We start from the raw sequence: 13461 nt of genomic DNA, 5'->3' as shown, positions 1-13461 counted from the left end.
TCGCCGCTGAACGAGTGGCCCGCGCGAGGGGTTGACCGCGAGTGATCAGGCAGCTGAGAACAAGACTCGAAACGGTGGAAAATCTACCAAGATCGGTCGGGGCGGAGTTGGAAGGCGGACAGTCCGGCGAGGAATTGACTGCGAGCGGGCCAGCAGCTGAGAAGAATACTTGAAACGGTGGTAAATCATTTAAGTTCCACTGGGTGGATCGTCCGCGCGAGGGGGCCGACTGCGCGAAGGGGTCGACCGCGAACGATCAGGCGGCTGCGGGCAGGGCTCAAATCGGTGGTCTCGAGTTCCGCCATTTCGAGGACGAGGCCCTGCAGGCCAGGTCGCATCCCGGTGAATATTGCATACTTCCTGTTCAAGGTTTATGCCCAAGATTCTCCAGCGCGGTCGCAAAAAGGCGGTTTGATCGGGGGTGGCGTCCATCGCCATGGGCGGTGTGACCGGGGTGGCGTCCATTGCCATGAGCGGTGTGACCGGGGGGCGTCCATTGCCATGAGCGGTGTGACCGGGGGGGCATCCATCGCCATGGGCGGTGTGACCGGGGGGCGACGTCCATAGGCGTGCAGGATAACGCCTCCGCAAATGGCGAAAGTCGAGGTGGTAAAGCGACCAAGATCTGCCGGGAGGTGGGCATTCGCGCGGGGAAGAGTCGGCGATCATGTGGGCCGCGGAGGGAAAGCGGCGGTTCATCTCATTCGCGGTTCGTTCGCGGTTTGCGGGTTGCGGTCGGGGGTTGCGGTTTGCGGTTTGCGGGTTGCGGGTTGCGGGTTGCGGTTTGCGGGATGCGGTTCGCGGGTTGCGGTTTGCGGGATGCGGTTCGCGGTTGCGGGTTGCGGGTTGTGAACGACGTGGCACGGCGTGCGGTGGTGGCGGCGCAAGTTCAACTCGCGGCCAGTCCCGACTACCGCGACTGGGCGGGCGCGGGCCGTGCCCTGACCGGTTTCGCTGAACTTCCCGAAGCCCACGCTGCGCTGTCGAACCTCACCCTCAACGCCCGCGAAACAGTTGACGCCCGCGACACGTTCGTTACATGTGTGACGGTGGAGGCGCTTCTGCGGCGTGGGGACGCCGCCCCCGGTCACATCGCCTCTTGGCGATGGACGTTAGCCCCCGGTCACATCGCCTCTTGGCGATGGACGTTAGCCCCCGGTCACATCGCCCCTTGGCAGTGGACGTAGCCCCCGGTCACATCGCCCCTTGGCAGTGGACGCAGCCCCCGGTCGCACCGGCCCTTGACGGTGGTGGCCGAGGCGCTTGCCGCCGCCGGCTTCGATCAGCTCACCTGGATCGACACCGCGGTGTCCGATGTCTTCCTGCTGTTCGCCCGCGATCGTGATGCCGCCGTCCAACACTCGAGGTGATGGGCGCCGGCGCTGACGACCGAGTCCGCGACGGCAGCCGCCAGCTGATCGAGATGCTTCAGAGGATCGGCCCCGCTCCTTCACCCGATGTGAGAGTCAGTCTCGACCGTAGACGGTGCCGAACTCCGGGGCCAGCAGGTCGCCGGTGGTGGCGTCGGTGCAGAACGCGTTGAACAACTCCGCCGTGGCGATCTCGGTGACCGAGTTGTCGCCGAGCCGCCAGCCCAGCACCCGGGTCTGCACGATCCCGCCGGGCAGCACGACACCGGTCGGCACCCGGGCGATCAGCCCGGCGCTGTGTGCCACCCCGGCGGTGACCGCCGCGAACAGCACCTCCAGCGGCCTGCCGACCTGAAGATCCTGGCCGGCCCGCTCCCACGGGAACGTGACGGTGACCTCGCCGCCCGGAGCGCTTACCGTCACGGTGAACTCGCCCGGGCCCGGCGGTGCGGTCACCATCAGGTCGGTCAGCTCGTCGATCAGCGATTGAGCGGCCGGATCCGGCTCCGCACCGCCCAGCAGGCTCTCCGTCAGCAGCAGGTCCCGCACGGTGCCGTCCCACTCGCGGGCCGATCCGGACTCACCGGCCCTCGCCGCGAACGCCGATCGGGTCGACGCGCTGTCCGCCGGCAGATCGGAGTCGCGGCAGAAGTCGCGGTAGCCGTCGTGATCGAAGCGGCCGACGTGCACCAGCGCCCCGGCCGACCGGGACCGCTCGATCGCGTCGTCGTGGGCGTCGAGATAGGCCTCGTGCTCGCCGTCCGACCACTCGAACGACGCATAGGCCCCGGCGAGCCGGTGGAACGTCGCGGCGTCGGCCACCAGCACGGTGATCCGCTGGACGGCGGTCATCGTGGGCCCGGTCCGGCGCCGTCGCCTGCTCACCGGACGGCTCCGCCGAGGAAGGTGGGCTCGTCGACCGCCCACTGCCAGGACCCGTCCTCCTGCCGCCGGTCGGCCAGGATCGTCATGGTGCCGTCGGTCAGGCGCGCCGACGTGAGGGTCAGATCTCCGATGCGCAGGGTGCGGTGCGAGTCGATCAGGCGGGTGCGGGCGTCCATCAGCTTCATGCCGGTCAGTCTGCCCGAGGGGTACGACAGAAAACCGGCCTGCCACGATGCGGCATTTGCCCGATGCGGGGGATTGGTCGATTCTCGCTGCTCACTGGCCGGCCGGTGGCAGGTTGTGCGGCACAGAGATGTTGATCGAGCCGGACGATTCCTGGGGATGAAGATGGATTGGATCAGTCAAGTGGCCCCGCTCGCCGGTGTGGTGATCGGCGCGACGGCATGGTTCGTCTCGACTCGGTGACGGGCCCGATGGATCTCGATCGTGCCGAGCATGATCGGTCGACGAAGTTCGAGGGTGTGCTCCTGCTGGGGGACACCGAGACGGCACGTACCCCACAGGCTCTCCATGAGGCTCTGCGGGCGCTGCACCCCCCCGGGGTGCTCACCGACGACCTGTGGTGGAGCTGCCCCCGGGTGCCTGGAAGGTGCCGGGACGACTGGAAAGCGCACCGCACCCGTCGACGGGTGCGGTGCGCTGAGTGTGAACCGGATCAGTGCATCGGGACGTGGCCGTCGGGGAGCGGTTCGGTACGGCGTACCAGCAAGGAGAGTGCGACCGCGACCAGGGAGATGATGCCGCCCCAGACGAACGCCGACTGGATGCCCTCGGTGGTGGCGGCCAGCGGCGTGGCGCCGGCGGACAGCTCGGACACCGTCGTCTGGGACAGCACTGTGATGAACAACGCGGTGCCCGCGGCGCCGGCCAGCTGCTGCAGGGTGCCGATGATGGCGCTGCCGTGACCGTAGAGGTTCCTCGGCAGGGTGCTCAGCGCGGACGTCATCAGCGGGGTGATCAGGGTGGCCAGGCCGCTGGTGAGCAGCACGTGGAAGGCCACCACCAGGGGCAGCGGGGTGCCGGCGTCGACGGTGGACAGCAGCCACAGGGCGGCGCTGACCGCGATCGTGCCGGGGGTGACCAGGGGGCGGGGGCCGTACCGGTCGAAGAGGCGCCCGATGATCGGGGACAGGATGCCCATCGCCACGCCGCCGGGCAGCACCATCAGGCCGGCCGCGAGGGTGCCGACGCCGTGCACGTTCTGCAGGTAGATGGGCAGCAGGATGAGCGCGCCGAACAGGCCGACGAACCCGGTGACCAGCACCAGCAGACTGACCGTGAACGATCGGTGGGTGAACACCCGCAGGTCCATCAGCGGGCCGCGGCCGGACTGCAGGGCCCGCTGGCGCCAGACGAACAGGGCCAGTGCGGCGACTCCGGCGGTCACCGGGATCCACGGGGCGACCGGTGCGTGCCCGGCGGCCTCACCGAGGCTGGACAGGCCGTAGATCAGGCCGCCGAAACCGATCGCGGACAGCAGCAGCGACGGCAGGTCGAGGTGGGCCTTCTTCGGCGTGGTGATGTTGCGGACCTTCCACGCGCCGAGGGCGAGGGTGGCCAGGGCGATCGGCAGCACCACCAGGAACAGCCAGCGCCAGCTGAGCCGGGACAGCACCAGGCCGGAGATGGTCGGGCCGATGGCCGGGGCGACCGAGATGACGATCGAGATGACGCCCATGGTCCGGCCCCGGGAGCTGGCCGGGACGAGGGTCATCGCGGTGGTCATCACCAGTGGCATCATCACGCCGGTGCCGCCGGCCTGGACGACCCGGCCGAGCAGCAGCAGCTCGAAGCCGGGCGCCACCGCGGCGATCGCGGTGCCCAGGCTGAACAGGCTCATCGCGGCGATGAAGATCTGCCGCAGTGAGAAGCGCTCCATGATGAAGCCGGTCGCCGGGATCACCACCGCCATGACCAGCAGGAAGCCGGTGGTCAGCCACTGGGCGGTGGCGGCCGAGATGCTCAGGTCCGCCATCAGCCGCGGCAGGGCCAGCGACATCACCGTCTCGTTGAAGATCACGACGAAGGCGGAGAACACCAGCAGGCCGATGAGATTGCGGTCGGAGCCGCTCAATCGAGCCGGCCCAGCGGTGTAGGGCTCGATCTTTTCTGGTGCGGTGGTCAACGCGAGAACTCCCCGATGTGTGTTTGTCAGGGCACACCCTAGTGGCAGTGACTGCCATGTTGGCAAGCGCTAGCATGTCGCTCGTGACTGACACCACGGACCTGCGGGAACGTCGCCGCCTCGCCACCCGGACCGAGATCGAGGCCGCCGCGCTCGACCTGTTCGCCCGGCACGGCTCCGAGCGCACCACCGTCGACGAGATCGCCGCCACGGCCGGTGTCTCGCCCCGCACGTTCTTCCGCTACTTCCCGACCAAGGAGGACGCGGCTCTCGACACCAACCGGACGTTCGACGAGGCGATCGCCGCCCGGGTCCGCGGCGCCGACGGCACGGTCACCCTGCCGATCGTGGTCGACGCGGTGGCGGCGACCCTGGCCGAGTTCGACGGCGCGCCCATCGACCGCCTGCTGCGGGCCCGCTGCCTGGTCACCCATGACGACAACCTGCGCCGCGCCGCCACCCGGATGGAGGCCGAGCAGTGCCGGGTGATCCGCGGCGACCTGCGCGCCAGGGTGATGAACGAGACGGTCAACGTGGCGATGCGCGCGGCCCTGGACGAGTGGGCCACCCGCCGCGAGGCCGGTCAGGACGCCGACCTGGTCGACCTGTTCCGCGAGGCGTGCGACATCCAGCGCCACATGTTCGCCGGCTTCCCGGACCGCGCCGGGCGGGGCTGAGGTTCCGCGTCCGCCTCCCGGCCGGTGGTTCTCACAACCCCGCGGAGGTACGCCACACGGCTCCACGAGAATCGGGTCGCCCCGTCTCGTCCCCGCGAGGTCTGCCGGCCCACTGGACCGTCCGGCGACCGCCGGGCGACTGCGATGGTCACCGAAAATCAAGATCGCGTGCCGTCTTCCGGTGCGGATCGCACCGGAAGACGGCACGCGAATTCGCTAAGCGGTCACGTGTGGCGGCAGGGCGCTCAGGTCCGGGGTGCCGGAGGCGACCAGTTGCAGTGAGCGCAGACGCGGAAGTTCGGCCAGCGGGGTGAAATCCGTGATCGCGGGGCAGTAGCGGATCTGCAACGTCTCGATGGGCAGCGTGCTCAAGGCGGCGATCGAGCGTAGCGAGCGCAGATTGTGCAACCGCAGTGAGGTCAAGCCGGTCAGCGACTCGATGCCGGTCAGGCTGGTCAACGAGCCGCCCAGCAGGCCCAATCCCGTCAGTGGCAGGTGGCCGATCCGGGAGAACACGGCCGGCGGGACCGTCATCAGGTGCAGTTCGCGCAATGACGGGATGGCCAGGACCTCGTCCAGGTTCTGGCCGTTGTGGGCCGGTTTCAGGGCCACCGCCCGCACATTCGGGAACGCGTCGCGTCGGAGCATCAGCTGGCCGTCCGCGCGTACCCCGGTGATGTTCGGCAGTGTCACGTCGCGGGGCCAGGCGACCGGGGTGCCGCCGGTGAAGACGCCCAGTGTGGTCACCGAGGGTGGGATCGCGCCCGGTGTCACCCCGGCCACCAGGGAGCGGGTCACGATCGGGCCGAGCATCAACTCGCGCAGGTTCACGAACGCGGCGACGGCCGGGAACCACCGGGTCAGCGGGGTGCCGGCCGGCCCGGACAACCGCAGTCTTTCCACCGCCGCCGGATCGAGCGATGCCGGCAGTTCGGGACCGGTCATCTCCCATTGTTTCGCGTCGATCTCTCACCTCCGGTGTGACGTGCTCACCGACATGGTGACGGGTCGCCGGGAGTGGAGACCGGGCAGCGCCCGTGACTGTGACATCCGACGTTGGAAAGCGGGTCCCGGGCGGGCCAGGATGACCGGATGACCGAGGATCTGGACACCGCGACGGAAGTGTTCGCCGAGGTCCGGGGGCGGCTGTTCGGCATCGCCTACCGGATGCTGTCCAGCGCCTCCGAGGCCGAGGACCTGGTGCAGGAGACGTGGCTGCGCTGGCAGACCTGTGACCGGAGCGCGGTGCGGAACCCGGGCGCGTTCCTGGCCACCACCATCACCCGGCTGGCGATCAACGCGCTGCGGTCGGCCCGGGTGCGCCGGGAGACGTATGTCGGGCCCTGGCTTCCGGAGCCCGTCGACACCAGCGCCGACCCCTGTCTGGGGGCCGAGCGGGGTGAGGCGCTGCAGTTCGCCGTCCTCACCTCGACCGAACCGGCGGTGCGTCAGCTGGTTAGCCGGGCCCGTAAGCACGTCGACGGCCGGCGCAAGGTGACTGTCGACGCGGATGCCCAGCGTGCCCTGCTGGAGGGGTTCATCGCCGCCGCCCGTACCGGCGACATGTCCGCTCTGGAAAGGCTTTTCCGCCCGGACGTCGCCAGCGTCTCCGACGGCGACGGCGCCCATCAGGTGGCCCGCCGCCCGGTGGTCGGCCCGGTGCGGGTGGCCCGATTCTACGCCACCATCGCGAGCTGGTTCTGGGCGGGTGCCGAGGTCACCTGGGTCAGCACGAACGGCGCGACCTCGGCGGTGATCAGCCGCAACGGGTCCACCGAGAGCGTGATCTCGGTGGTGGCCTCGGCCGACGGGATCGAGAACATCCTGTGGATGGCCAACCCCGGCAGGATAACCGCGTTTTGAGGTGGTACGGGAATTCGCCGCCGCCTGCGCCCGGGGTGATGTGTCAGCGGCCGAACGGCTGTTGCATCCGGACGCGGCGGCGGTCTGTGACGGTTTCCCGATTCCGGTCGGGTCCGGGGCGGCCGAGGTGGCACGGCTGGCGGTGCTCCTGCTCTCCGGCCAGCCGGGCACCGCGCTGACTGTGGGATCGGTCAACGGCGAGCCCGGCATGGTGCTGCGCCGGGGCGGGCGGGCCGTCACGATCGCGGTGGTGACCGCGGAGGACGGACGGATCGCGGTGCTGTGGTTCGTACTGGCGCCGGAGAAGTCGACATCGTGGAACCGGTGACGTCACAGACCGCGGGGCTCCGGTGTCTTAGCCGCTGAACCAACCACACAGCAGGAGGACATCATGAAGGTGGTGGTCATCGGCGGCACCGGCCTGATCGGCTCGAAGGTGGTGGCCCGGCTCGGCGAGCACGGTCACGAGGCGGTCGCGGCGGCGCCCGGCACCGGTGTCGACACGATCACCGGCAAGGGCCTCGCCGAGGCGCTGACCGGGGCGGACGTGGTCGTGGACGTCTCCAACTCGCCGTCGTTCGCCGCCGACGCGGTGCTGACGTTCTTCGAGACGTCCACCCGGAACCTGCTGGCGGCCGCGACGGCCGCCGGAGTCCGGCACTACGTGGCGCTGTCGGTGGTCGGCACCGGCCGGCTGCAGCAGAGTGGCTACTTCCGGCCTGGCGAAACTCGGCGACCCGCGGACGGTGGTCACCGACCCGTCGGCGAGGTACTTCGGCGCAGACCTGGCCGAGGACACGCTGGTCCCGGCGGACGGTGCGCTGCTCGGCGAGACGACCTACCAGCAGTTCAAGGCCCGCTGAACAGGTCAGTCGCCGCTCCAGCCGAAGAAGTGGATCCGGGACGGCGCACCGTCGGCGTAGGCGATGACGTACGCCCCACACCAGCGGCCGAACCCGTCCAGCCCTTCGCGGAGAGCCTTCTCGACGGCGGGTGAATCCGGCTGCCGGGTGCCGAACCATCGATCGAGGTCGGCATCCGGTAGCGGCGCGACGGCCCCGAACTCGGGATATGCCGCCACATCGGTCATGTCGATGACCGAGTGCGCGCCGGAGAACGGTTGGGCTTCCAGCAGCGAGTCGGGTCCGGTCACCGTGACGTGGGCGGACCGCCAGGCCAGCTGCACCTCCTCGTACCCCGGGTCGTCCTCGTCGGCCGGCCCCGGCCCGAAGTGCTCGGCGAGGAACTGCTCCTCGGTCAGCTCCAGCGCCTTCGGGTCCGGCGTCTCGCGGTAGAAGTCACCATCGCGGTACGCCTCCGCCCGCGCCTGCTCCAGCGCGGCCGCGATGTCCGGCTGATACGGAACCTGACGGCTCCACCCCGACGCGCCCATGTGGCCCCCGAACCTCGATGAGAAGATCCGTATCCTTCCATGTGCGTGCCCAGTCGCGGAGTCCACCGGGCGTGACCAGCCTGTCTGCGACGCCCACCACCGGCCTCGGCCCGGCCATCCGCCGGCGGATCGTGGAGAGTCACGGCGGCCGGATCGGCGTCGGGGAGAACCCGGGCGGCGGGAGCGTCTTCTGGTTCACCGTGCCGGCGTGGTGAGATCACCGACGGTGGTGTTGCCGCGGATCGGGGCACCTGCTAAACAGGGCCGGACTTGCCCGTACCGTCAGTGAAGAGAGTCATGGAACACGATCGTTCTGCCGCTGGGACCGACACCGCCGTACGGATATCGCCGGTCTATCGCATTGTCATGGTGGCGGCCGGGCCGATCGTCCGCTGGTGGGGCCGCCTCGAGGTGGAGGGCCTGGACCTGTTGCCGACGCATGGCGCGACGCTCGTGGTGGCCAACCACGACAGCGCGTGGGACCCGGTGGTCATCGCCGTCGCCGGGCTGCGGCGCAGGCAGATCCGGGCGCTGGCCAAGGCGTCGTTGTGGAAGAACCCGCTGCTGCGCCGGGTGATGAACGGCATGGGCCAGATCCCGGTCCGGCGCGGCGAGGCGGACCGGAACGCGCTGGACGCCGCGGTGCGGTGCCTGGCCGCCGGTGGCTGTCTCGGCATCTTCCCGGAGGGCACCCGCTCCCTGGGCCGCCAGCTGCGGGCCCGCAGCGGTGTGGGCCGGCTCGCCGAGGCGGTCCCGGAGGCCCGGATCATCTGCGCGGCGGTCGTCGGGACCGTCGACATCACCCGGTTCCCGCGCCGCCCCCGGTTGAAGGTGACCTTCTTCGAACCCACCCCGTCGGTCGCGCCGGAGTCCGCGTTGGAGCTGGCCGGCCGGCTGACCGCCGAACTCCGCGCCGTGGCGCCGGTGGCCGGAGCGCCCAGCCGCTGACGGTGACTCCGGTCGCCGGTGTCGTGNNNNCCCCCCCCCCCCCCCCCCCCCCCCCCCCCCACCACACGAACTCACGGTGCGGCTCCACGGAGGAATTGGTCCACCGCGGTATCGGTCAGGCCGTCGTCGCCGGTCGCCACGGCGGCACGGATCCGCTCGCCCAGCCGGGTGTAGCCGGCCTCCGCCAGCGCGTCGAGCAGGTGCTGCCGGTCGGGGAAGTGCCGGCGCGGGGCGGCATGGCTGACGCCCAGCTCCCGGGCGAGGTCACGTTGTCGGTGACAACATCCCGGCCATGACTCACGCGACCTCATCGGGGGAACTGATCGTCGTCTCCGGCGCCTCGACCGGGATCGGGGCGGCCACCGCGCGGGAACTCGCGTCCCGGGGCTTCCACGTGCTGGCCGGGGTGCGCAGTGACCGGGACGGCGACGCGATCCGCGGCGACCGCATCGAGCCGATCATGCTGGACATCACCGTCGGTGAGCACATCCGCGCCCTGGCGGCCCGGGTGGGCGGCAACCCGCCGCGTGCGGTGATCAACAACGCCGGGATCGAGATCAACGCCCCGGTCGAAGTGCTTCCCCTCGATCTGTGGCGTGCGCAGTTCGAGGTCAACCTGTTCGGGCACATCGCCGTCACCCAGGCGCTGCTGCCCGCGTGCGGCGCAGCCGGGGCCGGGTGGTCGACATCAGTTCGGTCGGTGCGGAGGCGGTGCTCCCGATCTACGGCGCGTACGCCGGCAGCAAGGCCGCGTTCGAGTCCGCCAGCGACGCACTGCGCCGGGAGGTGGCCCCGCAGGGCGTCCAGGTCGTGATCGTGCAGTCCGGGGGAGTGCGGACCCCGATGGCCGAGTACAGCGGGCCGCGGTCCCTGGAGATCGCCGCGGATCGCCCGGTTCACCACGGCCAGGCGTCCCCGGGTCCGCTACAGCCTGGGCCCGGACGCGATGTTCACCCTGCCGCTCAACCGCCTCCTGCCGGCCCGGCTGATGGACCGCCTGTTCTCCCGCTGACAGGGGGAGAGGTGCCCGCGGCTGGTGTTCGCCAACGAGCCCCCGAACCGGCTGCCGGATCCGCGCAGCCGGTTCGGGACCGCCTGGAACTGATCTAGAGGTAGTCGACGTAGGCGAAGGCTCGGCCGTCCGGGGACCAGCTGTTGACGTTGATGGTGCCCTGGCCGCCGGAGAGCGCCACCACCGTCTCCGGGGACTTCCAGTCGCCGTCGGTGATCAGGCGCAGTTCGACGGACCGGTCGGCGGGGTGCCCGGTCGTGCCCGGCGGATAGCTCAGGTAGACCGCGTGGGTGGACGTCAGGTGCGGGAACCAGTTCACCCGCTCGTCGAAGGTGAGCTGTTCCAGGCCGGTGCCGTCCGGGCGGATCCGGGCGATCTGTGCGTTCGCCGAGAAACGCTCGGTGTTGAAGTAGATCCATTCCCCGTCGGGGGAGTATTCCGGGCCGTCGTCCGGGCCGGGGCCGGTGGTCAGTGGGACGCCGGTGCCGCCGGCCGCCGGGACGGTCCACAACGTGCCGCTGTCCCAGCGCTGATTCTCGATTCCGACATAGGCGAGGGTCGAGCCGTCCGGGCTGATGCCGTGCAGGAAATGCATGTGGTCGCCGGTGGTGATCCGGGTGGCCGGGCCGCCGGTCAGCCGGGCCTTCCAGATGTGCCCGTCATCGGCGGACAGATAGACCGACGGCGACACCACGTCGAGAACGTGGTCGTTGTTGAGTTCGGGCAGGCCGTCGAGCGGAATGGGCCGGGGCGGGTCCGAACCGTCGGCGGCCATCGCCCAGAGCAGCCCGTCGCCGTTGAGGACGAGCTGCCCGTCGGACGTCCAGTTCGGGGCTTCGAACAGCAGGGCGGTGCTGGTGTGCACCACTGTGGAAACCTTCGAGACGATGTCGTACGTCAATATCCGGCACTGCTGCCCGGCGGAGAGTCTCCGTGCGTACGCCACGACAAGGTTCTCCTCACTGGTCGAATGCATCAGCAAATCAGGTCAGGTCGGCTCGGGGAAGCGATTCCGGCCCGGATCAGCCTGAGCCGGTCATCGTCACCTTCGGCCGTGTGCCGTCCGGCACGCTAACTTGCACTCAGTGCACGACAGGATAGTGTCGGGGAGTGCGACAACGCAGCCCCGAGACCTGGCGCCAGATCCGTGACTCCGCCGTCGGCCTGATGGCCGAGCGCGGTTTCGACGCGGTCTCCGTCGACGACATCGTGGCCGGCGCCGGCATCTCCCGCCGCACCTATTTCAACTATTTCGCCGCCAAGGAGTCGGTGCTGTTCGACCCCGACCCCGACGACCCCGGCCTGTGGGCCGAGCTGACCGCCGCCCGGCCACCCGGCGAACCGTTGTGGACCACCCTGCACCAGCTGATCCTCGCCTACACCGAGGCCGCCGGCGAGCAGATCGTCAGGCAGCGCCGGGTCATCACCGGCAGTCCGTCGCTGGCCGTCTGCTCCCGCGAGACCTGCGACCGCTTCTGGGACTGCGTGCGCGGCTGGGCCGCCCGGCGCGGCACCACCGCCACCGACCTCCAGCTCGACCTCATGATCAACACTGCCCGGGCGGCCTTCGCCACGGTGTCCGCCCGCTGGGACGCCGACACCGGCATCCCCGGCCTGCACCGGCTCATCGACGAGGCGTTCACCCTCCTGCGATCACCTGAATGGGACACGTTATGACCCGCGTACCACTCTCCGCGCTGGAACTGGCCATCGTCCGCGAGGGGCACACCAGCGGCGACGCGCTGCACGGCGCGATCGCCACCGCGCAGGCCGCCGACGACCTCGGCTACCGCCGCTTCTGGGTCGCCGAGCACCACAACACCCCGGCCGTCGCGTCCACCTCGCCGCCGGTGCTGATGGCCGCCATCGCCGCCAACACCCGGCGGATCAAGGTCGGCTCCGGCGGGGTGATGCTGCCCAACCACATGCCGTTCGTGGTCGCCGAGCAGTTCGCCATCGTCGAAGCGCTCCACCCCGGCCGCGTCGACCTGGGCATCGGCCGCGCGCCCGGCACCGACCAGGTCACCGCCGCCGCCCTGCGCGGAGTGTCCCCGCACCTGACCGTCGAGCAGTTCCCCGAGCACCTGCGACTGCTGCTCGGGCTGCTCGGCGACGACCGGCACGCCACCAGGGCCGGGCGGCTGGTCGCCACCCCGGCCCCCACGTCGTACCCGGAAGTCTGGATCCTCGGGTCCTCCACCTACGGCGCGCAGATCGCCGCCGCCCTCGGCCTGCCGTTCTGCTACGCCTACCACTTCCCGACCGCGTCCGGGCTGGAGCAGGCCGTCGACCTGTACCGCGACGGCTTCCGCCCGTCCGAGCGCTTCCCCGAGCCGCACCTGATGGTCAGCGCCTCGGTGCTGGCCGCCGAGACCGCCGAGGAGGCACGGTTCCAGGCCGGGCCCGGCCGGGTGATGATGCTCAACCTGCGCACCGGCGGCTTCCAGCCGATGATCTCGCCGGAGGCCGCCGCCGCCCGCGAATTCTCCGAGCTGGACCGGCAGATGATGGAGGCGCTGTCCGGCGGGCAGTACATCGGCACCGCCGACGAGGTGGTCGCCGGCCTGGACGCCCTGGTCGAGCAGACCGGCGCGAACGAGCTGATCCTGGCCGGCATGCTCTACGACCCGGCCGTCCAGCAGGACTCCCTGGCCCGCATCGCCAAAGCCTGGGGCCTCTGACCCCGTGTGGTGAGTTCCGGCGCGGAGCGCCCCGGAACTCACCACACGCGGTCGAACCTCAGCGCCACCACCATGGTGTCGTCGTCGACGCGGAAGCCGCCGGGCAGCTCGGCGAGCACCTCCGGGCTGTGCCAGAACCGTTCGTGCCCGGCCCGCCACTGCGCCACCGACTCGTCGCCCTCGCCCTCGTCGACGGCGTGCCGCAGATCCACGTCGGCCAGCCGCAGCACCCGCACCCCGACGATCTCGATCACCGCGACCGGGCTGTCGGCCGAGTCGACCACGACGCGCCGCTCACCGGCCACCGGAAGCGGTTCGCCGTCCACGTCGTACCCGATCCTGAGCCCGGTCGTGGTGGTCTTGGCCCCGGACAGCACCGCGGCGACCAGCTGATCGCGCAGCGGCCCCGGGAACCCGAGCTCCATCCGCGGCATCTCGTCATGATTCACCCGGACACTGTAGAGAGCTGTTCCGCCCGGCCTGAGT

17 protein-coding genes and 2 pseudogenes are annotated in these 13461 nt (G+C 70.3%); 11 read left to right on the top strand and 8 right to left on the bottom strand.

Annotation, left to right across the window (positions count from 1 at the left end; genetic code table 11):
• Nucleotides 1-1241: 1241 nt before the first annotated feature.
• Nucleotides 1242-1370 (top strand): hypothetical protein, encoded by a 129-nt coding sequence (locus ACQ0O7_RS10085; protein WP_430781621.1) that lies wholly within the window; start codon nt 1242-1244, stop codon nt 1368-1370.
• Between the two features lie 96 nt (nt 1371-1466).
• Here the strand turns inward: ACQ0O7_RS10085 and ACQ0O7_RS10080 are convergent, their stop codons facing one another.
• The 3 genes from ACQ0O7_RS10080 to ACQ0O7_RS10070 form a co-directional block, all read right to left on the bottom strand.
• Nucleotides 1467-2255, bottom strand: coding sequence for a hypothetical protein (locus ACQ0O7_RS10080; RefSeq protein ID WP_430781619.1), 789 nt, complete (start codon nt 2253-2255; stop codon nt 1467-1469).
• Nucleotides 2252-2440 (bottom strand): hypothetical protein, encoded by a 189-nt coding sequence (locus tag ACQ0O7_RS10075; protein WP_430781618.1) that lies wholly within the window; start codon nt 2438-2440, stop codon nt 2252-2254. Before ACQ0O7_RS10075 ends, ACQ0O7_RS10080 begins: the two co-directional genes overlap by 4 nt.
• 491 nt (nt 2441-2931) lie before the next feature.
• Entirely contained in the window at nt 2932-4401 is a 1470-nt protein-coding gene (locus ACQ0O7_RS10070) for an MDR family MFS transporter (RefSeq protein ID WP_430781616.1), read from the bottom strand.
• A gap of 83 nt (nt 4402-4484) precedes the next feature.
• On the opposite strand from ACQ0O7_RS10070, the gene ACQ0O7_RS10065 reads away from it, so the two are divergent.
• Nucleotides 4485-5078: a TetR family transcriptional regulator gene (locus ACQ0O7_RS10065; protein ID WP_430781615.1), complete on the top strand. Its 594-nt coding sequence runs from the start codon at nt 4485-4487 to the stop codon at nt 5076-5078.
• Nucleotides 5079-5294: 216 nt separating this feature from the next.
• Here the strand turns inward: ACQ0O7_RS10065 and ACQ0O7_RS10060 are convergent, their stop codons facing one another.
• On the bottom strand, nt 5295-6023 hold the full coding sequence (locus tag ACQ0O7_RS10060; protein WP_430781614.1) for a hypothetical protein: 729 nt from the start codon (nt 6021-6023) through the stop codon (nt 5295-5297).
• Nucleotides 6024-6170: 147 nt separating this feature from the next.
• Here ACQ0O7_RS10060 and ACQ0O7_RS10055 point away from each other — a divergent pair, with 147 nt between their 5' ends.
• From ACQ0O7_RS10055 to ACQ0O7_RS10040, 4 genes and pseudogenes are all read left to right on the top strand, one after another.
• On the top strand, nt 6171-6941 hold the full coding sequence (locus tag ACQ0O7_RS10055; protein WP_430781613.1) for a sigma factor: 771 nt from the start codon (nt 6171-6173) through the stop codon (nt 6939-6941).
• Between the two features lies 1 nt (nt 6942).
• Nucleotides 6943-7269: a siderophore-interacting protein gene (locus ACQ0O7_RS10050; protein ID WP_430781612.1), complete on the top strand. Its 327-nt coding sequence runs from the start codon at nt 6943-6945 to the stop codon at nt 7267-7269.
• 63 nt (nt 7270-7332) lie between these two features.
• A pseudogene (locus ACQ0O7_RS10045) lies at nt 7333-7557 on the top strand (NAD-dependent epimerase/dehydratase family protein); the annotation flags it as partial.
• An 88-nt stretch (nt 7558-7645) separates the two neighbouring features.
• On the top strand, nt 7646-7804 hold the full coding sequence (locus ACQ0O7_RS10040) for a hypothetical protein (protein WP_430781627.1): 159 nt from the start codon (nt 7646-7648) through the stop codon (nt 7802-7804).
• Nucleotides 7805-7809: 5 nt separating this feature from the next.
• Here ACQ0O7_RS10040 and ACQ0O7_RS10035 read toward each other — a convergent pair whose 3' ends face one another.
• Nucleotides 7810-8334, bottom strand: coding sequence for a hypothetical protein (locus ACQ0O7_RS10035; RefSeq protein ID WP_430781611.1), 525 nt, complete (start codon nt 8332-8334; stop codon nt 7810-7812).
• Nucleotides 8335-8405: 71 nt separating this feature from the next.
• Here ACQ0O7_RS10035 and ACQ0O7_RS10030 point away from each other — a divergent pair, with 71 nt between their 5' ends.
• Entirely contained in the window at nt 8406-8549 is a 144-nt protein-coding gene (locus tag ACQ0O7_RS10030; RefSeq protein WP_430781610.1) for an ATP-binding protein, read from the top strand.
• A 151-nt stretch (nt 8550-8700) separates the two neighbouring features.
• Entirely contained in the window at nt 8701-9282 is a 582-nt protein-coding gene (locus tag ACQ0O7_RS10025) for a lysophospholipid acyltransferase family protein (protein WP_430781609.1), read from the top strand.
• A gap of 71 nt (nt 9283-9353) precedes the next feature.
• Here ACQ0O7_RS10025 and ACQ0O7_RS10020 read toward each other — a convergent pair whose 3' ends face one another.
• Nucleotides 9354-9593, bottom strand: coding sequence for a TetR/AcrR family transcriptional regulator (locus ACQ0O7_RS10020; RefSeq protein ID WP_430781608.1), 240 nt, complete (start codon nt 9591-9593; stop codon nt 9354-9356).
• Here ACQ0O7_RS10020 and ACQ0O7_RS10015 point away from each other — a divergent pair.
• A pseudogene (locus ACQ0O7_RS10015) lies at nt 9575-10392 on the top strand (SDR family NAD(P)-dependent oxidoreductase). The gene ACQ0O7_RS10020 and the pseudogene ACQ0O7_RS10015 overlap by 19 nt on opposite strands.
• Here the strand turns inward: ACQ0O7_RS10015 and ACQ0O7_RS10010 are convergent.
• Complete coding sequence (locus tag ACQ0O7_RS10010) at nt 10389-11270, bottom strand: TolB family protein (RefSeq protein WP_430781607.1); 882 nt, start codon at nt 11268-11270, stop codon at nt 10389-10391. The pseudogene ACQ0O7_RS10015 and the gene ACQ0O7_RS10010 overlap by 4 nt on opposite strands.
• A 134-nt stretch (nt 11271-11404) precedes the next feature.
• Here ACQ0O7_RS10010 and ACQ0O7_RS10005 point away from each other — a divergent pair, with 134 nt between their 5' ends.
• Nucleotides 11405-11971, top strand: coding sequence for a TetR family transcriptional regulator (locus ACQ0O7_RS10005; protein ID WP_430781606.1), 567 nt, complete (start codon nt 11405-11407; stop codon nt 11969-11971).
• Nucleotides 11968-12975: an LLM class flavin-dependent oxidoreductase gene (locus ACQ0O7_RS10000; protein WP_430781605.1), complete on the top strand. Its 1008-nt coding sequence runs from the start codon at nt 11968-11970 to the stop codon at nt 12973-12975. Before ACQ0O7_RS10005 ends, ACQ0O7_RS10000 begins: the two co-directional genes overlap by 4 nt.
• Before the next feature lie 38 nt (nt 12976-13013).
• Here the strand turns inward: ACQ0O7_RS10000 and ACQ0O7_RS09995 are convergent, their stop codons facing one another.
• The gene (locus ACQ0O7_RS09995) at nt 13014-13409 is read right to left on the bottom strand and encodes an ASCH domain-containing protein (RefSeq protein WP_430781625.1); all 396 of its coding nucleotides are present in this window, start codon (nt 13407-13409) and stop codon (nt 13014-13016) included.
• Nucleotides 13410-13461 lie beyond the last annotated feature (52 nt).

The organism is Actinoplanes sp. G11-F43, assembly GCF_050589265.1.
Classification (GTDB): domain Bacteria; phylum Actinomycetota; class Actinomycetes; order Mycobacteriales; family Micromonosporaceae; genus Actinoplanes.
This window is presented reverse-complemented; position numbering and strand designations above follow the sequence as displayed.

Bases quoted from the DNA above. Each gene is read 5' to 3' on its own strand.
- ACQ0O7_RS10060 (WP_430781614.1), bottom strand. From the start codon at position 6,023: ATGACCGGTCCCGAACTGCCGGCATCGCTCGATCCGGCGGCGGTGGAA.
- ACQ0O7_RS10020 (WP_430781608.1), bottom strand. From the start codon at position 9,593: ATGAGGTCGCGTGAGTCATGGCCGGGATGTTGTCACCGACAACGTGAC.
- ACQ0O7_RS10075 (WP_430781618.1), bottom strand. From the start codon at position 2,440: ATGAAGCTGATGGACGCCCGCACCCGCCTGATCGACTCGCACCGCACC.
- ACQ0O7_RS09995 (WP_430781625.1), bottom strand. From the start codon at position 13,409: ATGCCGCGGATGGAGCTCGGGTTCCCGGGGCCGCTGCGCGATCAGCTG.
- ACQ0O7_RS10010 (WP_430781607.1), bottom strand. From the start codon at position 11,270: ATGCATTCGACCAGTGAGGAGAACCTTGTCGTGGCGTACGCACGGAGA.
- ACQ0O7_RS10025 (WP_430781609.1), top strand. From the start codon at position 8,701: ATGGTGGCGGCCGGGCCGATCGTCCGCTGGTGGGGCCGCCTCGAGGTG.
- ACQ0O7_RS10000 (WP_430781605.1), top strand. From the start codon at position 11,968: ATGACCCGCGTACCACTCTCCGCGCTGGAACTGGCCATCGTCCGCGAG.
- ACQ0O7_RS10055 (WP_430781613.1), top strand. From the start codon at position 6,171: ATGACCGAGGATCTGGACACCGCGACGGAAGTGTTCGCCGAGGTCCGG.
- ACQ0O7_RS10035 (WP_430781611.1), bottom strand. From the start codon at position 8,334: ATGGGCGCGTCGGGGTGGAGCCGTCAGGTTCCGTATCAGCCGGACATC.